The organism is Oceanimonas smirnovii ATCC BAA-899 (assembly GCF_000381965.1).
GTDB classification, from domain to species: Bacteria; Pseudomonadota; Gammaproteobacteria; order Enterobacterales; family Aeromonadaceae; genus Oceanimonas; species Oceanimonas smirnovii.
On record NZ_KB908456.1, the window covers coordinates 249,021 to 263,205 of the forward strand.

Sequence of the window (14,185 nt, forward strand, 5' to 3'; positions counted from 1 at the left end):
ACTCCTGCATTAATTGTCGTGATAGCGCTCGCAGGCGATGAGAGTATTTTCAATCAGTGACGCTACCGTCATCGGGCCCACACCACCGGGCACAGGAGTGATGTAGCCGGCGCGCTCGGCCGCCACGGCATATTCCACATCGCCCACCAGGCGGCCGTCTTCCAGCCGGTTAATACCCACATCAATCACAACGGCACCGGGCTTGATCCAGTCACCGGGAATGAAGTTGGGCTTGCCCACGGCCACCACCAGCAGATCGGCCCGGGAAACCTGAGCCTGCAGATCGTCGGTAAAACGATGACAGGTAGTGGTAGTGCAGCCCGCCAGCAGCAGCTCCAGGGTCATGGGGCGGCCTACTATATTGGAGGCCCCCACCACAACGGCATTCAGGCCGTGGGTTTTAATGTGGCTGCGCTCAAGCAGGGTCATGATGCCCTTGGGCGTGCAGGGGCGCAGGGCCGGAATGCGCTGGGCCAGACGGCCTACGTTGTAGGGGTGAAAGCCGTCTACATCCTTGTGCGGATGAATCCGCTCCACCACCAGCGTAGAATCAATGTGTGCCGGCAACGGCAGTTGTACCAGAATACCGTCTATGGCCGAGTCTTCATTCAGCTCGTCAATCAGCTCAAGCAATTGCTGCTCTGTGGTTTCGCTGGGCAAGTCGTACGACTTGGAGATAAAGCCCACTTCTTCACAGGCACGGCGTTTGCTGCCCACATATACCTGAGAGGCAGGGTTGGCTCCCACCAGTATTACTGCCAGGCCCGGGGCCCGTTTTCCGGCGCTTTTGCGGGCGGCCACGCGCTCGGCCACCTGATTGCGCACCGCCTGTGCAATCGCTTTTCCATCGATTATTTGAGCTGACATCTGCGTTATTTCTCACCTTTATAAACCTGCGGCAATTGTCGCATTTTTTCAGGGGTTTGATAAGCAACCCCCAGTGCGATAAAGCCGTTGACCATGGGGTCTCAAGCCGGTATTATGCCGCCCCGTTGCCTGCCATGCAGACAACATGCGCCCTTAGCTCAGCTGGATAGAGCATCCGCCTTCTAAGCGGATGGTCGCAGGTTCGAGTCCTGCAGGGCGCGCCATTTTGTGGTGACCGTAGCTCAGTTGGTAGAGTCCCGGATTGTGATTCCGGTTGTCGCGGGTTCGAGCCCCGTCGGTCACCCCAGTTCCTGTTTTGCCTGCTGCTCCAGATGTGCCACCAAATCACCCGGTAACTGCAACCTGTGCGCCAGCGCTTCCAGCCATACCCGCTCCGATGCTTCATCGGGATCCATCACCAGCCGTGATGCCAGATACAGCTCTGCCGCCTGCTCAGGCCCTTTTGCCGAAGCGACAATGTCATTAATACTGATCTCTGCCGAGAGCATATCGAACACCAGTGCCTTTTCATCGGCGGCCAGCCCCAGTTGCTCTACCTGCTCAAAAATCCGTTGCTGCTCGGTGGCATCCACATGACCATCCGCCTTGGCTGCCCCTATCATGGCGCGCATCAGCGACAACTGGAACGGCTCACCGCCGGCGGCCGGGGCCGTGGGTGAAAAGCGCGGATCCACTCGCTGAAAATCCTCCCGCTGCACCGGTGCCGCCTGCTCGGGCTGTTTGCCCTGCTGCCAGCTCTGGTAGGCTTTCCAGGCCATCACGCCCGCTGCCGCCAGACCGGCATATTTAATGCCACTGCCGGCCATTTTACGGCCCTTTTTACTGCCCAGCACGGCCCCGAGAATGCCACCGGTGGCCGCTCCCTTGCCAAAGCCGGACGAGCCGCCCAGAAACTTTTTCATCAGTTTTTCTGCATCCATTAATGGTTCTCCTGTTTTTTACTGACATGTTGGGATTTGCTTCGCTCATCCCAACTACGTGACTACAACTCCCTATTCACTGTTTTTACTCAGCAGTTTAGCCACCTTATCTACCAGCGCACGGCGTATGCCGCCCAGCTGTTTTTTCTCGTCCCCCTGCCAGGGCACAGGACGGCACAGGTCCATGGTTTGCAGGCCAAGGCGGGCGGTCAGCAAACCGGCCCCCACGCCCTGCCCGGCCCGGGCCGACAGCCGGCCGGCCAGCTCCAGCCCCAGCAAGTCCATGCCGGCGTCCATGGCTGCTTCCGATACGCCTACATAGAGCATATGATGCAGCACGCTTTTCAGCAGCCGCAGCCGGCTCAGTGCGCCCAGGCGAATGCCGTAGCACTGAGTAATGTCTTCAATCATTTTCAGGTTGCGCCACAGCACCAGTAACATATCTACCGCTGCCAGGGGGCTGGCCGCCACCATCACCGCCGCCTCACCGGACCACTTCAGTACCCTGGCTCTGGCCTGCCGGTCCTGTGTGGCCAGCACCTGCCGGCTGTAAAGGCTCAGCACCTCGTTGTTCTGCTCGTCACCGGTCAGCCCTGCCTGCCATTTGGCAAAGGCATCGCTGTGCTCCAGGCCGCTGGCCCGGGCCATCTGCTCACAGAAACCCTTGGCCTGACCATGGCCGTCTGTGCTTAACAACTGCTCGGCCTGCAACCGTTGTTTGGATACCCGCTCCAGCTGGCGCACCCGCACCAGCTCGCGCCACAGGCTGCCACCGGCGGCCAGCGCCAGCAGCAAGAGTGCCACACTCCAGGCCGCCCCCAGCCACTGGCTTTCCTGCCAGGTCTGCCACAAGGAAATGCCCGAATGCACCAGCAACAGAGTGATGATCAGACTGACCGCGGTCCACCACAGCCGGTGCCGGCGTTTGGGTTGCAGCACCACGGCCGGGCCCTCGAGTGGCGCATCGGCTTCCAGAAAATCGTCATCGTTAAGTGTCTGGCTGCCCCGCAGCGGCTCGCTTTGGTTGATATGCAGGGGCTGGTCAAGAATCACTTTGCTCTTCAGGCTCACGCGAGTTTGTCTCCCAGTAAAAAGGCCAGCGCCCGATCCAGGCGCAAATGAGGCAGCGGTTGCTCCGGCTGCCAGGGCGGCGGCGCAAAACCGGTAAAGTCAAAGCCCTGATGTTGCCAAAAGGCTGCGTCGGGTACAGTGTCTGGCACCTCGCCCGGATACAGGGTCACCGGCTCGCCGTTATCCAGCCGGTGGCCCTGCAGGGCGGGAATGGCCTCACCGTTATGGCTTACTTCTCCGCTGGTGGTGGCCTTGATGGAGGCCAGCGCCAGGGTTTCTATATCGATGCCGGACAAGCGGGCATGACGGTGGCCGCCGCGCACCAGTGTGGCCAGCAACCGGGTTAAACGGCCATGCTGATCCGGCGTGAGATGATCCGCCTTGGTAGCGGCAAACAGCAGCTTGTCGATGCGCGGCGCAAACAGCCGCCGCCACCAGCCGGTTTTGCCGTAATCAAAGCTCTGCACAATAGCGTTTATCGCCCGGCTCAGATCGGCAAAGCTGTCGGGGCCGCGGTTCAGGGCGCTCAGGCAGTCCACCAGCACTATCTGGCGATCGAAACCGGCAAAATGATCCCGGTAAAAGCCGGCCACCAGATGTTTTTTATAATGTTCAAAACGGGTTTCCATCATGCCGTAGTGATGCTGCTCGTTCAGCCCTGCGGGCACCTCACCCCACACCCAGGGCACAAACTGCAGCATGGGCGCGCCCTGATATTCACCGGGCAGAATAAAGCGGCCGGGCTGTACCAGATAAGCACCGCATTCGCGCTTGATGTCGTGCAGCCACTGAGTATAGGCCGCCGCCAGCGGGCCCAGCACGGCATCATCAGCGGGGCTGTCGGGAGTAATGGCCTCACCGGCACTCAGCCAGGGGTGAGCCAGGTTGGCCAGCGCCGGCGTTTGCAATAATTCACGCTGCTGGGCGCTCCACTGGGCGTAGTTCATGGACAGCAAGGGCAAATCAAGCAGCCATTCACCGGGGTAATCCACCAGCTCAAGATACAGGGTAGCGGTATCCTGCAGCCGGCGTTTAATACGGTTTTTGGGGCAATAACGAATGGCCAGGGTCATTTCACTGATGCCGCGGGTGGGCTCGGGCCACACCGGCGGCGTTTGCGCCAGCTGGCCAAGCGCTGCCTCATAACCAAAGGCCGGCACATGATGATGCCGGCCCGGCACCCGCTGGCTGCCCAGCACCCGGCCCTCTGCCGCCGGCGGCCAGTGCGGCAGACGGGCATCCAGCCCGGCGTGCTCAAGCTGATTTACCAGGCTGGTAATAAAAGCGGTTTTACCACTGCGGCTGAGCCCGGTCACGGCAAGCCGCAGGCGCTTGTCCAGCCCCCGCTGCACCCAGGACTCCGCCTTGTTGCGCCACTGGCGCAGGGCTGTATTGCTCATTTATCCTCGCGCAAGTCGTTAAATTGTCGTCGCAGACGAAACTCACCGGAAGTAATTAACCGCTCCATGGTGGCCACCCGGCCATTCAGCCGCTCCAGCCGCTGCTCCAGCCGGGTCAGCGCCTCCTGGGGAGCCAGCCCCGAGCGCCAGCCGGCGGCTTTGACATGCTCTCTGCCGGTATCGGGCTGCTGCTCATGAGGCATATCATCCAGCAGCAGCCAGGCGGCAATATAAAGTACCAGTGTCATAAAGCTGGTAAACAGCAAACCGGTAATGGCCAGCACGCGAATCAGCCAGGGCTCCACTTCCAGCCGGCGGGCAATGCCGGCGCACACGCCTCCCAGCTTGCCGTTACGCTTGTCGCGGTACAGATTAATTAACGTCGACGCCATTCGGGCACCTCCTGATCCAGCAACCGTTCCAGGGTTTCTACCCGCTCGGCCAGCTGTTCGGACTGTTGCAGCGCCTTGTCGAGGCGCTGACGGGCATTGTCGTCCAGCCCTTCATCGAGCCGGCGCTTGCTGCGATAGTGCAGCACCAGCCACACCGGCACCACCAGAAACAAAAAGATATTTAACGGGGCCACCAGGGCCCAGGCCAGTTCGCTCATCACTGCTCCTTGGTGTTATTCATTTTCGCCTTGAGCCGTTCCAGCTCCTTGCTGATGGTGTCGTCCACTTCCAGTTCGGCAAACTCCTGCTCCAGCCCCTTGCTCTGACTATAAAGGTCGGCGCGGGCTTCCAGCTCGTCAATTTTGCGCTCCATGCGATTAAATTTGTCGATTGCTTCCGAGTTTTCGCTGCGACGCACCCGCTCTTGCACATTAATGCGGCTTTGGGCACTTTGCTGGCGCAGCTGCATGGCCTGCTGACGCGCACGGGCATCACCCAGTTTGGCTTCCAGCCGGCTGATGGCATCGGTCAGTTTGGCCATGCTTTCTTCCACCAGGCCGCATTCCTGCTCCAGAGCGGTGAGCAGCTCGCTCTGCTTTTTCTTTTCCAACAGCGCGGCCCGGGCCAGATCTTCCCGCTGCTTGGTCAGCGCCAGCTCGGCCTTGCCCTGCCACTCTTCCACCCGCTCGCGATGGCGCTCAATCTGGCGCTGCAAGTCCTTTTTCTCGGCCAGCATGCGGGCCAGGCTGGAGCGCTCGCGCACCAGCTCGTCTTCCATCTCCTGAATGATCAGCCGCACCATTTTTTCCGGGTCTTCTGCCTTGTCGAGCAGCGAGTTGAGGTTGGCATTAATAATATCGGCCATTCTTGAAAAGATGCTCATTGCCTGTCTCCTGTGGAGTATTGATAACAGACTTTACCTATCAAGTTCCGTGCCAGCCATCAAAACGAGAGTAACACCCTGTTTTTAAACATAAATTATTTTCCACACAAATGTGACACCTGGCAGAAAATGGTTAAAAAGGCTATTATTTGGCAAATTTCGCCGCGTGTATATTAAGTGGCCTCTGCAGATCCGGCTTTTGGCTTGCCCCAATAAATTGGGGCCTACAGTGGGCCGTCATTCCGGCCTTCGCCGGAATGACGGCATAAAGGCAGTATAAATATGGATACCGAACTGATTGGTCAGTCCAACGCCCTGCTGGGGGTACTGGATGAAGTGTCCCGGCTGGCACCGTTAAACCGGCCGGTACTGGTGGTGGGCGAGCGCGGCACCGGCAAGGAGCTGGTGGCGCACCGGCTGCACTATTTGTCTTCACGCTGGCAGCAGCCCTTTGTGTCCATCAACTGCGCCACCCTGGCAGAAAGCCTGCTGGAAACCGAGCTGTTCGGCCATGAGGCCGGTGCTTTTACCGGCGCACAAAAGCGCCATGCGGGCCGCTTTGAGCGGGCCGACGGCGGCACCCTGTTTCTGGACGAGCTGGCCACCACCAGTCCTCGCGTGCAGGAAAAGCTGCTGAGAGTGATTGAATACGGCGAATTTGAGCGGGTGGGCGGCAGCCAGCCGGTGCGGGTCAATGTGCGCCTGCTGTGCGCCACCAATCAGGACTTGCCCGCCCTGGTCAAAAAAGGCGAATTTCGGGCCGATCTGCTTGATAGACTGGCCTTTGATGTGATTACATTGCCGCCCCTGCGGGCCCGTGATGGTGATCTGCTGCATCTGGCCGAGCACTTTGCGGTAACATGGTGCGCCGAGCTGGGCCACAGCCTGTTTGCAGGTTTTGGTCCCCTTGCCCGCCGGCAGCTGCTGGAGCACGACTGGCCGGGCAATGTGCGCGAGCTGAAAAGCGCGGTAGAGCGCAGCCTGTGTCGCCAGCGCCAGCCTGAACAGCCGCTGGAGCAATTATGTCTGGACCCCTTTGCCTCGCCCTGGCAGCCAAAGGCTGAGCCGGAACCGGATCCCGCTTCGACGCGCCGGTCGCCGCTGGATCTGAAAGCGCACCTGGCCGCCGAAGAGCGCAGCCTGGTGGAAGAGGCACTAAAACAGGCCCGTTATCATCAGCGCGAAGCCGCCAGTCTGCTGGGGCTGAGTTATCATCAGTTGCGTGGCCTGCTGCGCAAACATGCCGTGGTCACAACGGCCTCACAAAAGGACTGAACATGCGTTACTGGCTATGCTGGCTGATTGCCCTGCTGCTGGCAGGATGTGATGACAGTGACCAACAACTGGTAAAGGAAAGCCTGCTTTACTGTGCAGAAGGTGCGCCTTTTACCTTTAACCCGCAACTGGCCGCGTCCACTCAGACTCTGGATGCCACCGCTCATCAGCTTTACGACCGCCTGCTTGATATCAACCCCGACAACCTGCAACCCATGCCGGCCCTGGCCACTCACTGGGAACGAAGCGAAGACGGCCTGCGCTATCGCTTTACCCTGCGCCCGGGGGTTCAGTTCCATACCACGCGCTGGTTCACCCCCACGCGGCCACTGAATGCCGACGATGTGGTGTTCAGCTATCAGCGGCTGATCAATAACAATCATCCTTTTCACAGCCTCAGCGGCGGCCATTACCCGTTTTTCGACAGCATAGGCCTGAGTGAACTGGTCACCGACGTGCGGGCCCTTGGCCCGCGGCAAGTTGAGTTTGTGCTGAGCCGGCCCAATGCCTCTTTTATTACCAGTCTGGCTACCGACTATGGCGTAATTTTGTCGGCAGAATATGCCGCTCAGCTGCTTGAAGCCGGCACGCCCGAGCTGATAGATCAGAAGCCCGTGGGCACAGGGCCTTTTTATCTGGCCCAGTACCGCATTGACGACTTTATTCGTTATTACCGCCATTCAGGCTACTGGCGGGGCAATGTGGCGCTGAATCAGCTGGTGTTTGATATCACACCCAAATCGTCCAAACGGCTGGCCAAGCTGCTTACCGGCGAGTGCGATGTGATGGCGCATCCGGGGGCCAGTCAGATATCAGTGATTAAGCAGCACAAAGAGCTGGTGCTGGATCAGGCCACCGGTATGAATGTGTCTGTGCTGGCGCTGAACACCCAAAAAGCCCCCTTTAATGATGTGCGGGTGCGCAAGGCGCTGGCCCTGGCGCTGTCGCGCGATGATATTTTGCAGGCGGTATATTTTGGTATCGGCTCTCAGGCCGAGTCGGTGCTGCCACCGGTATCCTGGGGTTATGATCCCAATATTTTAATGCCTCTGCCCGATGCAGAGCGCGCCCGCTGGCTGCTGGAACAGGCAGGCCTGCAAAACGGCTTTACCATGACGCTGCTGGTGCCGGCCGGCAGTCGCAGCTATAACCCCGACGGCCTGAAAACCGGCCAGCTTATTCAGCGCCGGCTGGGGGAGCTGGGCATTACCGTGCGGCTGCAAAACCTGGAAGAGCAAATTTTGCGCCGGGAGCTGCAGACCGGTGAGCAGGATGCGGTGCTCACCGGCTGGTCGGCGGATAACCCGGATCCCGACAATATGCTGCATAACCTGCTCAGCTGTCAGGCCATTGCCGGTGGCACCAATGCCAGCCGCTGGTGTAACCCGCTGTTTGAACATCAGTTGTCGGCCGCGCTTACTGCCCCCACCTTAAGCCAGCGCATCGGCTTTTATCACAACGCTCAGGAAATTGTGTATCAGGATATGCCGCTTATTCCCCTTAATCACACCCTCAAGCTGCAGGCTCACCGGCACAATGTAAAAGGCCTGCAACTGCAGCCCTATGGCGGCGTGGTGCTTTACCGGGCATACAAGGAGTAGCCATGCTGATTTACTTGCTGCGACGTTTAAACCTGCTGATAAGCACACTGGTGTTGCTGACGCTGATTGCCTACGGGCTGGAGTTCCGGCTGCTGCAGCAGGGCAACAGCGATTTCTGGCACGGCTACTGGCGTTTTTTACAGGCACTGATGGCAGGTGATTTCGGCATTTCCAGTGCCACCGGCCTGCCGGTGCTGGGGGCCCTGGGGCAGTATTTTCCCGCCACCCTGGAGCTGTGTCTGGCCGCCTTTATTATCTCGCTGGCAGTGGGAGTCCCCCTGGGCACACTGGCGGCCATTCGTCAGGGCTGCTGGCAGGATACCCTGATCATGACAGGTACTTTGGTGGGCTATTCGGTACCGGTGTTCTGGCTGGGGCTGCTGCTGGTCATGCTGTTTTCCCTGCATCTGGGCTGGTTGCCGGTATCGGGTCAGCTCAGCCTGCTGTATGAAATTCGCCCGGTCACCGGCATCATGACCATAGACACACTGCTCACCGAGCATCCTCACCGCTGGGAGTCGTTTCTCAATGCCCTGCGCCACCTTGTGCTGCCGGCACTGGTGCTGTCCATCGTGCCCACCACCGAAGTGATTCGCCAAATTCGCAGCGCCCTGCTGGAAGTGCTGAAGCAAAACTATATTCGTGCCGCCCTGACCAAGGGCTTCAGTGATACTCATGTGGTGCTGCGTCACGGCCTGCGCAATGCCTTTCCCATGGCCATTCCCACCCTGGGGCTGCAGTTCGGTACTGTGCTGACCTCAGCCATGATGACCGAAATTGTATTTGACTGGCCCGGACTGGGACGCTGGCTGGTTACCAGTATTTCCCTGCAGGACTATGCCGCCATCAAGGGCGGCACCCTGGCCATTGCTACCTTTACCATAGTGGCCAGTGTGGGCATGGATATTCTCTCAACCCTGATCTACCCCAGCAGAAGGAAAGCCATTTATGCCAGCCAGGGCTAACATCTATCCCGAGCTGCAGGTGCGCTCCCCCCGGGAGCGGGCCTGGCAGCTGTTTCGCCAGAACACTCTGGCCATGATCGGCCTGTGGGGGTTGGGTATTTTATGCGTCTTTACTCTTATCGGCCCCTGGCTGGCACCCTATGCCCCTTATGAGCAGTTCAGTCAGGCACTGCTGCTGCCACCGTCCTGGTCTGACCATGGCAATGTAGACTTTTTTCTCGGCACCGACGATCTGGGCCGGGACATGCTGTCACGGCTGATCAATGGTGCCCGGCTGACCTTTGGCAATGCGGTATTGATTGTTGCCGTGGCCATGCTATTCGGTACTGCCATCGGTATTCTCGGCGGCATGAGCCGGGGCCTGAAGGCCAGCATTCTCAATCATCTGCTCGATACCCTTTTGTCCATTCCGTCTTTGCTGCTGGCCATTATTTTTGTGGCCATTCTGGGGCCGGGTCTGTTCAACACGCTTATCGCCATTACCCTGGCCCTGATCCCGCAATATATTCGCGCCACCTACAATGCGGTGTCGGAAGAAATGCAAAAGGAATATATCACCGCCATTCGACTCGACGGAGCCAACGCCTGGCGCATTCTGCGCTTTGGCATAGTGCCCAACTTAAGCGATACCCTGATAAGCCAGACCACCCGGGCGCTGTCGGCGGCCATTCTGGATATTACCGCCGTGGGCTTTCTTGGGCTGGGTGCCCAGCCGCCAAGGCCGGAGTGGGGGGCCATGTTGTCGGATGCCATGGATCTGGTGTTTCTGGCCCCCTGGACCGTGACATTGCCGGGACTGGCCATACTGTTCAGTGTGCTGGTGGTGAACATGGTGGGAGAAGGCCTGCGCCAGGCCATTAATGAGGTAATGGACTGATGCCGCTGCTGGATATTCGCAATCTTACCATTGAAATTGATACACCTCAGGGCATGGTCAAGGCGGTAGATAAATTCAGCCTCACCCTGGCCCATGGCGAAATTCGTGGTCTGGTGGGCGAGTCGGGCTCAGGCAAGAGCCTGGTGGCCCAGACCATCGCCGGTATCGACAGAGACACCTGGCGGGTGACCGCCGATCGCATGTATCTGGATAACGTGGATCTGCAGAGTCTGTCGTCCAAAGAGCGGCGGCTGCTGATGGGCCGGGACATGGCCATGATTTTTCAGGAGCCGGCCGCCAGCCTGGATCCGTCCGAGAAAATTGGTGCCCAGCTGGTGGAAGCCATTCCGTCCCGCAGTTTTCGCGGAAAATGGTGGCAGCGCTGGCACTGGCGGCGCAATCAGGCCATTGGCCTGCTGCACCGGGTGGGCATTCGGGATCATAAGATGATTATGAACGCCTATCCGTTTCAGCTCTCCGACGGCGAATGCCAGAAAGTGATGATTGCCATGGCCATTGCCAACGAGCCCAAGCTGCTGGTGGCCGACGAGCCCACCAACGCCATGGAGGCCACCAATCAGGCGCAGATTTTCCGGCTGCTGGAGCGGGTTAACAAGCTGTCGGGCACCACCATTTTGCTGATTGGCAACGACATCACCAGCTTTGCCCGGCTCACTCACAATATTACCGTTATGTATTGCGGTCAGGCGGTGGAGTCGGGCCCGCGGGACCAGTTATTGTCCCGGCCTCATCATCCTTACACCGATGCCCTGCTGCGCATGATGCCGGATCTGGATGGCACCCTGCCCCACAAGTCACGGCTTAATACCCTGCCCGGCGTGATTCCGCCACTGCAGAGCCTGCCCATTGGCTGCCGGCTGGGGCCCCGCTGCCCCCGGGCCCAGCGCCACTGCGTGGTAGCCCCGCCCCTGTCGCGCTATAAGGGACAAAGCTATTACTGCCACTTTCCTCTTAATATGCCAGAGGATAAAAAGAAATGAGTCAGGCACCGTTGCTGAAAGTGGATAATCTGAGCAAGGTTTACGTGAACCATACCGGACTGTTTCGCAAGACAGTAAAAACTGCTTTCTATCCGTTGTCATTCACGCTGGAGCGGGGCCAGACCCTGGCGCTGATGGGCGATGCCGGCTCGGGTAAAAGCAGCCTGGCCAAGGTGCTGGCGGGGGTACTGCCGCCCACCCAGGGCAGCATTTTTATCAACGGCGAAAAAATTGAAGCCCATGACTATAAAAAGCGCTGTCAGCTTATTCGTATGATTTTTCAGGATCCCAACACGGCGCTTAACCCCCGCAGCCGCATTGGTCAGATCCTGGAAGCCCCGCTGTTACTGAACACAGCGCTTGATGCCGAGCAACGGGAAGCGCTGATCATAGACACACTGCGCATGGTGGGCCTGCTGGCAGAGCACACTCACTTTTATCCGCAAATGTTTTCTACCGGACAAAAACAGCGGGTGGCCCTGGCCCGGGCGCTGATCCTCTCCCCCAATATTATTGTGGCGGACGAGGCCATCTCCAACCTGGATATTTCGGTACGCTCGCAGATCATCAACCTGCTGCTGAGCCTGCAGGACGAGCTAGCGCTGTCTTATGTGCTGGTGGCCAACGATCTGGGGGTGGTACGCCATATCAGTGATCAGGTGATCCTGATGCACGAAGGCAATGTGGTGGAAGCGGGCCCCAGCCACAAGGTGCTGAACAACCCGCAAAGCGAGCAGGCAGAGCGCCTGCTGCAGAGTTATAACAACGAATACCGCTGGCAGCCAGCCACCGGTTAATCCAGGGTCTGCACCCCGCCGCCGTTTACAAACAAAGTCTGGCCGCTCACCCAGCGAGAAATGGGTGCCGCAAAGTAGAGCACGGCACCGGCAATGTCTTCCGCCTCGCCCAGCCGCTTGAGCGGCGTGTGTGCCAGCATGCTGGCCTCAATTTCCGGGGTCAGCACCGAGGCCAGTGCATCGGTACGCACAGCTCCCGGGCCCACGGCGTTCACGCGAATGCCCGCTGGTCCGTAGTCAAAGGCCAGGTTGGCGGTCATATGGTTAATGGCAGCCTTGGACGAGGCATAGGCACTGATGGCCGGACTTTTGTTGATGGAGCTCATGGACGACATATTAATGATGGAGCCGTAGCCGGCGTTTTCCATGTGCGGCGCACACAGCTGGGCCAGCCGCCAGTTGCTGAACACATTCAGCTCAAAAGTGCGGGCAAACTGCTCCACCGTAAGGGTGGCAGGGCTTTCACGGCCGGCACCGCCGCCGCCCACATTGTTCACCAAAATATTAATTTGGCCGTATTCCGCCAGCGTCTTATCCACCAGGGCGACCAGCTCTTCGTCTTTGGTGACGTTGCAGGCCAGCGCCAGCGCCTTACCACCTTCCTTGCGAATTTCTTCTGCAGTGGCTTCAGCCGCTTCCAGCTTGAGATCCGCCACCACCACGCTGGCACCAAACGCCGCCAGCATTTTGCTGCAGCCCTTGCCAATGCCGTTGGCACCGCCGGTAATAATGGCCACTTTGCCGCTCAGATCAAATAATTCAGCAGGTTTCATATGTGCTCCTGTTATTGAGTTTTAACCGACATCAGATGATCGGCCACCGCCTGATAGGCCGGAAGTGAATAGGGATCGTTTGCCCCGTTGGCCGCCACCGGATGGGACGCAAAGCGCACCAGCACCATTTCCGCGGCGGGGTCGATATAAATGGTCTGACCATGTACGCCCCGGGCAGCAAAGGCACCATTATCGTTGTGGGTTATCCACCACATATTGCGATAGGACCAGTCTTTCAGCTTATCAAAACCGGCTTTGGCAAAGGCTGCCTGACTGCCCCCCCGTTCAATATCTTCAATAGCGGCAGCCGGAATAATCTGCTCTCCCTGCCAGCGCCCCTTATTGCGCACCAGCTCACCAAAGCGAGCCATATCCCGCAGGCCGGCACTCAGGCCACCGCCGGCAAAGGGCGTGCCCAGCTCATCTACCTGATAATAAGCGCTCTGCTCCATACCCAGCCGTTGCCAGATACGCTGAGACAATTGTTCGGCCACCGACTGACCCGCTACCCGGGCAATTACCCAGCCGAGGGCGTCGCTGTTCACGGTTTTATAGCCAAAGGCATCACCATGCTCACCCTGCTTTTGTACGCCGGTCAGGTATTCAAAGTAGCCTACCGGGCCGGTATAGCCATCCGGCTTGGGCCAGGGGCTGCCGGCGGCAGAGTATTGCCATACTTCCGCATTGGGATCAGCATAGTCCTCGCTGTATTGCAGCCCTGTGGTCATGTCCATTAACTGGCGCACTGTGGCATCACCAAAGGCCGACTCCGTCAGCTCCGGCACATAATCTGCGACCCGCTTGTTCTCATCCAGCTTGCCTTCCGCCACCAGAATCGCCGCCAGCAAACCGGTAAACGACTTGGTCACCGACATGGCGGCATGCTGGCCATCTTCTTTCAGGGCACCAGCGTAGCGCTCATACACCACATCACCTCTGTGCAGAATAATGAGGCCATCGGTGTAGTTATGATCAAAGGCCTCGGCAAAGGTCATGGACCGGTCACTGCCCCATGGCATAAAGCGCAGGGTGTCGATAACCGGATCCGGACGATAATTCAGCGCCACCGGCGCTTCCAGCCCGCGCGACACATTCACTGTGGGTGAAAACTCGCGCATGTGCGCCACACTGTAACGCAGCGCCGGAAACTCGAAAAAAGAGCCGTCGGCAGCCCGCAGCCGCTTATCCGCAGGTGGCGGAAAACCCTGCATCCAGCCCAGCTTGCCGGGGTCGCTGTCTTCTGCCGACAGCGGTGTTTCTGCCGCCACTGCGGGCAAGACCAGTGCGGCACATAAAAGCCCCGCTGAATAAATGTGTCCGGTCATTATGTCTCTCCGAAAAT

15 protein-coding genes and 2 tRNA genes are annotated in these 14,185 nt (G+C 58.9%); 8 read left to right on the forward strand and 9 right to left on the reverse strand.

What is annotated here, in order from left to right; translation table 11 throughout:
- Nucleotides 1-9: 9 nt before the first annotated feature.
- A complete protein-coding gene (folD, locus tag G364_RS0105455) occupies nucleotides 10-867 on the reverse strand; it encodes a bifunctional methylenetetrahydrofolate dehydrogenase/methenyltetrahydrofolate cyclohydrolase FolD (RefSeq protein ID WP_019934148.1) in 858 nt (285 codons plus the stop codon).
- Nucleotides 868-1,014: 147 nt separating this feature from the next.
- Here folD and G364_RS0105460 point away from each other — a divergent pair.
- Together G364_RS0105460 and G364_RS0105465 are read left to right on the forward strand one after the other, a co-directional pair.
- A tRNA-Arg gene (locus G364_RS0105460) sits at nucleotides 1,015-1,091 on the forward strand.
- 7 nt (nucleotides 1,092-1,098) lie between these two features.
- Nucleotides 1,099-1,174: transfer RNA gene (locus G364_RS0105465), tRNA-His, on the forward strand.
- Here G364_RS0105465 and G364_RS16855 read toward each other — a convergent pair.
- The 6 genes from G364_RS16855 to pspA form a co-directional block, all read right to left on the reverse strand.
- Nucleotides 1,167-1,808 (reverse strand): tellurite resistance TerB family protein, encoded by a 642-nt coding sequence (locus G364_RS16855; RefSeq protein WP_026344717.1) that lies wholly within the window; start codon nucleotides 1,806-1,808, stop codon nucleotides 1,167-1,169. The genes G364_RS0105465 and G364_RS16855 overlap by 8 nt on opposite strands.
- Nucleotides 1,809-1,880: 72 nt before the next feature.
- Entirely contained in the window at nucleotides 1,881-2,879 is a 999-nt protein-coding gene (locus G364_RS0105475; protein ID WP_019934149.1) for a YcjF family protein, read from the reverse strand.
- Entirely contained in the window at nucleotides 2,876-4,279 is a 1,404-nt protein-coding gene (locus G364_RS0105480; protein ID WP_019934150.1) for a YcjX family GTP-binding protein, read from the reverse strand. The genes G364_RS0105475 and G364_RS0105480 overlap by 4 nt, the downstream gene beginning before the upstream one ends.
- Nucleotides 4,276-4,671, reverse strand: coding sequence for an envelope stress response membrane protein PspC (pspC, locus tag G364_RS0105485; protein ID WP_019934151.1), 396 nt, complete (start codon nucleotides 4,669-4,671; stop codon nucleotides 4,276-4,278). The genes G364_RS0105480 and pspC overlap by 4 nt, the downstream gene beginning before the upstream one ends.
- Nucleotides 4,656-4,889 carry an envelope stress response membrane protein PspB gene (gene pspB, locus G364_RS0105490; protein WP_019934152.1) on the reverse strand — a complete coding sequence of 78 codons (234 nt, stop codon included), beginning with the start codon at nucleotides 4,887-4,889 and terminating at the stop codon, nucleotides 4,656-4,658. The genes pspC and pspB overlap by 16 nt, the downstream gene beginning before the upstream one ends.
- Nucleotides 4,889-5,554: a phage shock protein PspA gene (pspA, locus tag G364_RS0105495; protein ID WP_019934153.1), complete on the reverse strand. Its 666-nt coding sequence runs from the start codon at nucleotides 5,552-5,554 to the stop codon at nucleotides 4,889-4,891. The genes pspB and pspA overlap by 1 nt, the downstream gene beginning before the upstream one ends.
- A 276-nt stretch (nucleotides 5,555-5,830) precedes the next feature.
- On the opposite strand from pspA, the gene pspF reads away from it, so the two are divergent.
- From pspF to G364_RS0105525, 6 genes are read left to right on the forward strand one after another with little or no spacing between them, the layout of a single operon-like run.
- Nucleotides 5,831-6,829, forward strand: a complete 999-nt coding sequence (gene pspF, locus G364_RS0105500) for a phage shock protein operon transcriptional activator (RefSeq protein ID WP_026344718.1) — start codon at nucleotides 5,831-5,833, stop codon at nucleotides 6,827-6,829.
- A 2-nt stretch (nucleotides 6,830-6,831) separates the two neighbouring features.
- Nucleotides 6,832-8,430, forward strand: coding sequence for an ABC transporter substrate-binding protein (locus tag G364_RS0105505; protein WP_019934155.1), 1,599 nt, complete (start codon nucleotides 6,832-6,834; stop codon nucleotides 8,428-8,430).
- A 2-nt stretch (nucleotides 8,431-8,432) separates the two neighbouring features.
- Nucleotides 8,433-9,395 carry an ABC transporter permease gene (locus G364_RS0105510; protein WP_019934156.1) on the forward strand — a complete coding sequence of 321 codons (963 nt, stop codon included), beginning with the start codon at nucleotides 8,433-8,435 and terminating at the stop codon, nucleotides 9,393-9,395.
- The gene (sapC, locus tag G364_RS0105515; protein WP_019934157.1) at nucleotides 9,379-10,272 is read left to right on the forward strand and encodes a putrescine export ABC transporter permease SapC; all 894 of its coding nucleotides are present in this window, start codon (nucleotides 9,379-9,381) and stop codon (nucleotides 10,270-10,272) included. The genes G364_RS0105510 and sapC overlap by 17 nt, the downstream gene beginning before the upstream one ends.
- Complete coding sequence (locus G364_RS0105520) at nucleotides 10,272-11,273, forward strand: peptide ABC transporter ATP-binding protein (RefSeq protein WP_019934158.1); 1,002 nt, start codon at nucleotides 10,272-10,274, stop codon at nucleotides 11,271-11,273. The genes sapC and G364_RS0105520 overlap by 1 nt, the downstream gene beginning before the upstream one ends.
- Nucleotides 11,270-12,070 carry a peptide ABC transporter ATP-binding protein gene (locus G364_RS0105525; RefSeq protein WP_019934159.1) on the forward strand — a complete coding sequence of 267 codons (801 nt, stop codon included), beginning with the start codon at nucleotides 11,270-11,272 and terminating at the stop codon, nucleotides 12,068-12,070. Before G364_RS0105520 ends, G364_RS0105525 begins: the two co-directional genes overlap by 4 nt.
- On the opposite strand, the gene G364_RS0105530 is transcribed toward G364_RS0105525, so the two are convergent.
- A complete protein-coding gene (locus G364_RS0105530) occupies nucleotides 12,067-12,843 on the reverse strand; it encodes a glucose 1-dehydrogenase (protein ID WP_019934160.1) in 777 nt (258 codons plus the stop codon). The genes G364_RS0105525 and G364_RS0105530 overlap by 4 nt on opposite strands.
- Before the next feature lie 11 nt (nucleotides 12,844-12,854).
- A complete protein-coding gene (locus tag G364_RS0105535) occupies nucleotides 12,855-14,168 on the reverse strand; it encodes a serine hydrolase domain-containing protein (protein ID WP_019934161.1) in 1,314 nt (437 codons plus the stop codon).
- Nucleotides 14,169-14,185 lie beyond the last annotated feature (17 nt).

Bases quoted from the DNA above. Each gene is read 5' to 3' on its own strand.
- folD (WP_019934148.1), bottom strand. From the start codon at position 867: ATGTCAGCTCAAATAATCGATGGAAAAGCGATTGCACAGGCGGTGCGC.
- G364_RS16855 (WP_026344717.1), bottom strand. From the start codon at position 1,808: ATGGATGCAGAAAAACTGATGAAAAAGTTTCTGGGCGGCTCGTCCGGC.
- G364_RS0105480 (WP_019934150.1), bottom strand. From the start codon at position 4,279: ATGAGCAATACAGCCCTGCGCCAGTGGCGCAACAAGGCGGAGTCCTGG.
- pspC (WP_019934151.1), bottom strand. From the start codon at position 4,671: ATGGCGTCGACGTTAATTAATCTGTACCGCGACAAGCGTAACGGCAAG.
- pspB (WP_019934152.1), bottom strand. From the start codon at position 4,889: ATGAGCGAACTGGCCTGGGCCCTGGTGGCCCCGTTAAATATCTTTTTG.
- pspA (WP_019934153.1), bottom strand. From the start codon at position 5,554: ATGAGCATCTTTTCAAGAATGGCCGATATTATTAATGCCAACCTCAAC.
- G364_RS0105505 (WP_019934155.1), top strand. From the start codon at position 6,832: ATGCGTTACTGGCTATGCTGGCTGATTGCCCTGCTGCTGGCAGGATGT.
- G364_RS0105510 (WP_019934156.1), top strand. From the start codon at position 8,433: ATGCTGATTTACTTGCTGCGACGTTTAAACCTGCTGATAAGCACACTG.
- sapC (WP_019934157.1), top strand. From the start codon at position 9,379: ATGCCAGCCAGGGCTAACATCTATCCCGAGCTGCAGGTGCGCTCCCCC.
- G364_RS0105520 (WP_019934158.1), top strand. From the start codon at position 10,272: ATGCCGCTGCTGGATATTCGCAATCTTACCATTGAAATTGATACACCT.
- G364_RS0105525 (WP_019934159.1), top strand. From the start codon at position 11,270: ATGAGTCAGGCACCGTTGCTGAAAGTGGATAATCTGAGCAAGGTTTAC.
- G364_RS0105530 (WP_019934160.1), bottom strand. From the start codon at position 12,843: ATGAAACCTGCTGAATTATTTGATCTGAGCGGCAAAGTGGCCATTATT.
- G364_RS0105535 (WP_019934161.1), bottom strand. From the start codon at position 14,168: ATGACCGGACACATTTATTCAGCGGGGCTTTTATGTGCCGCACTGGTC.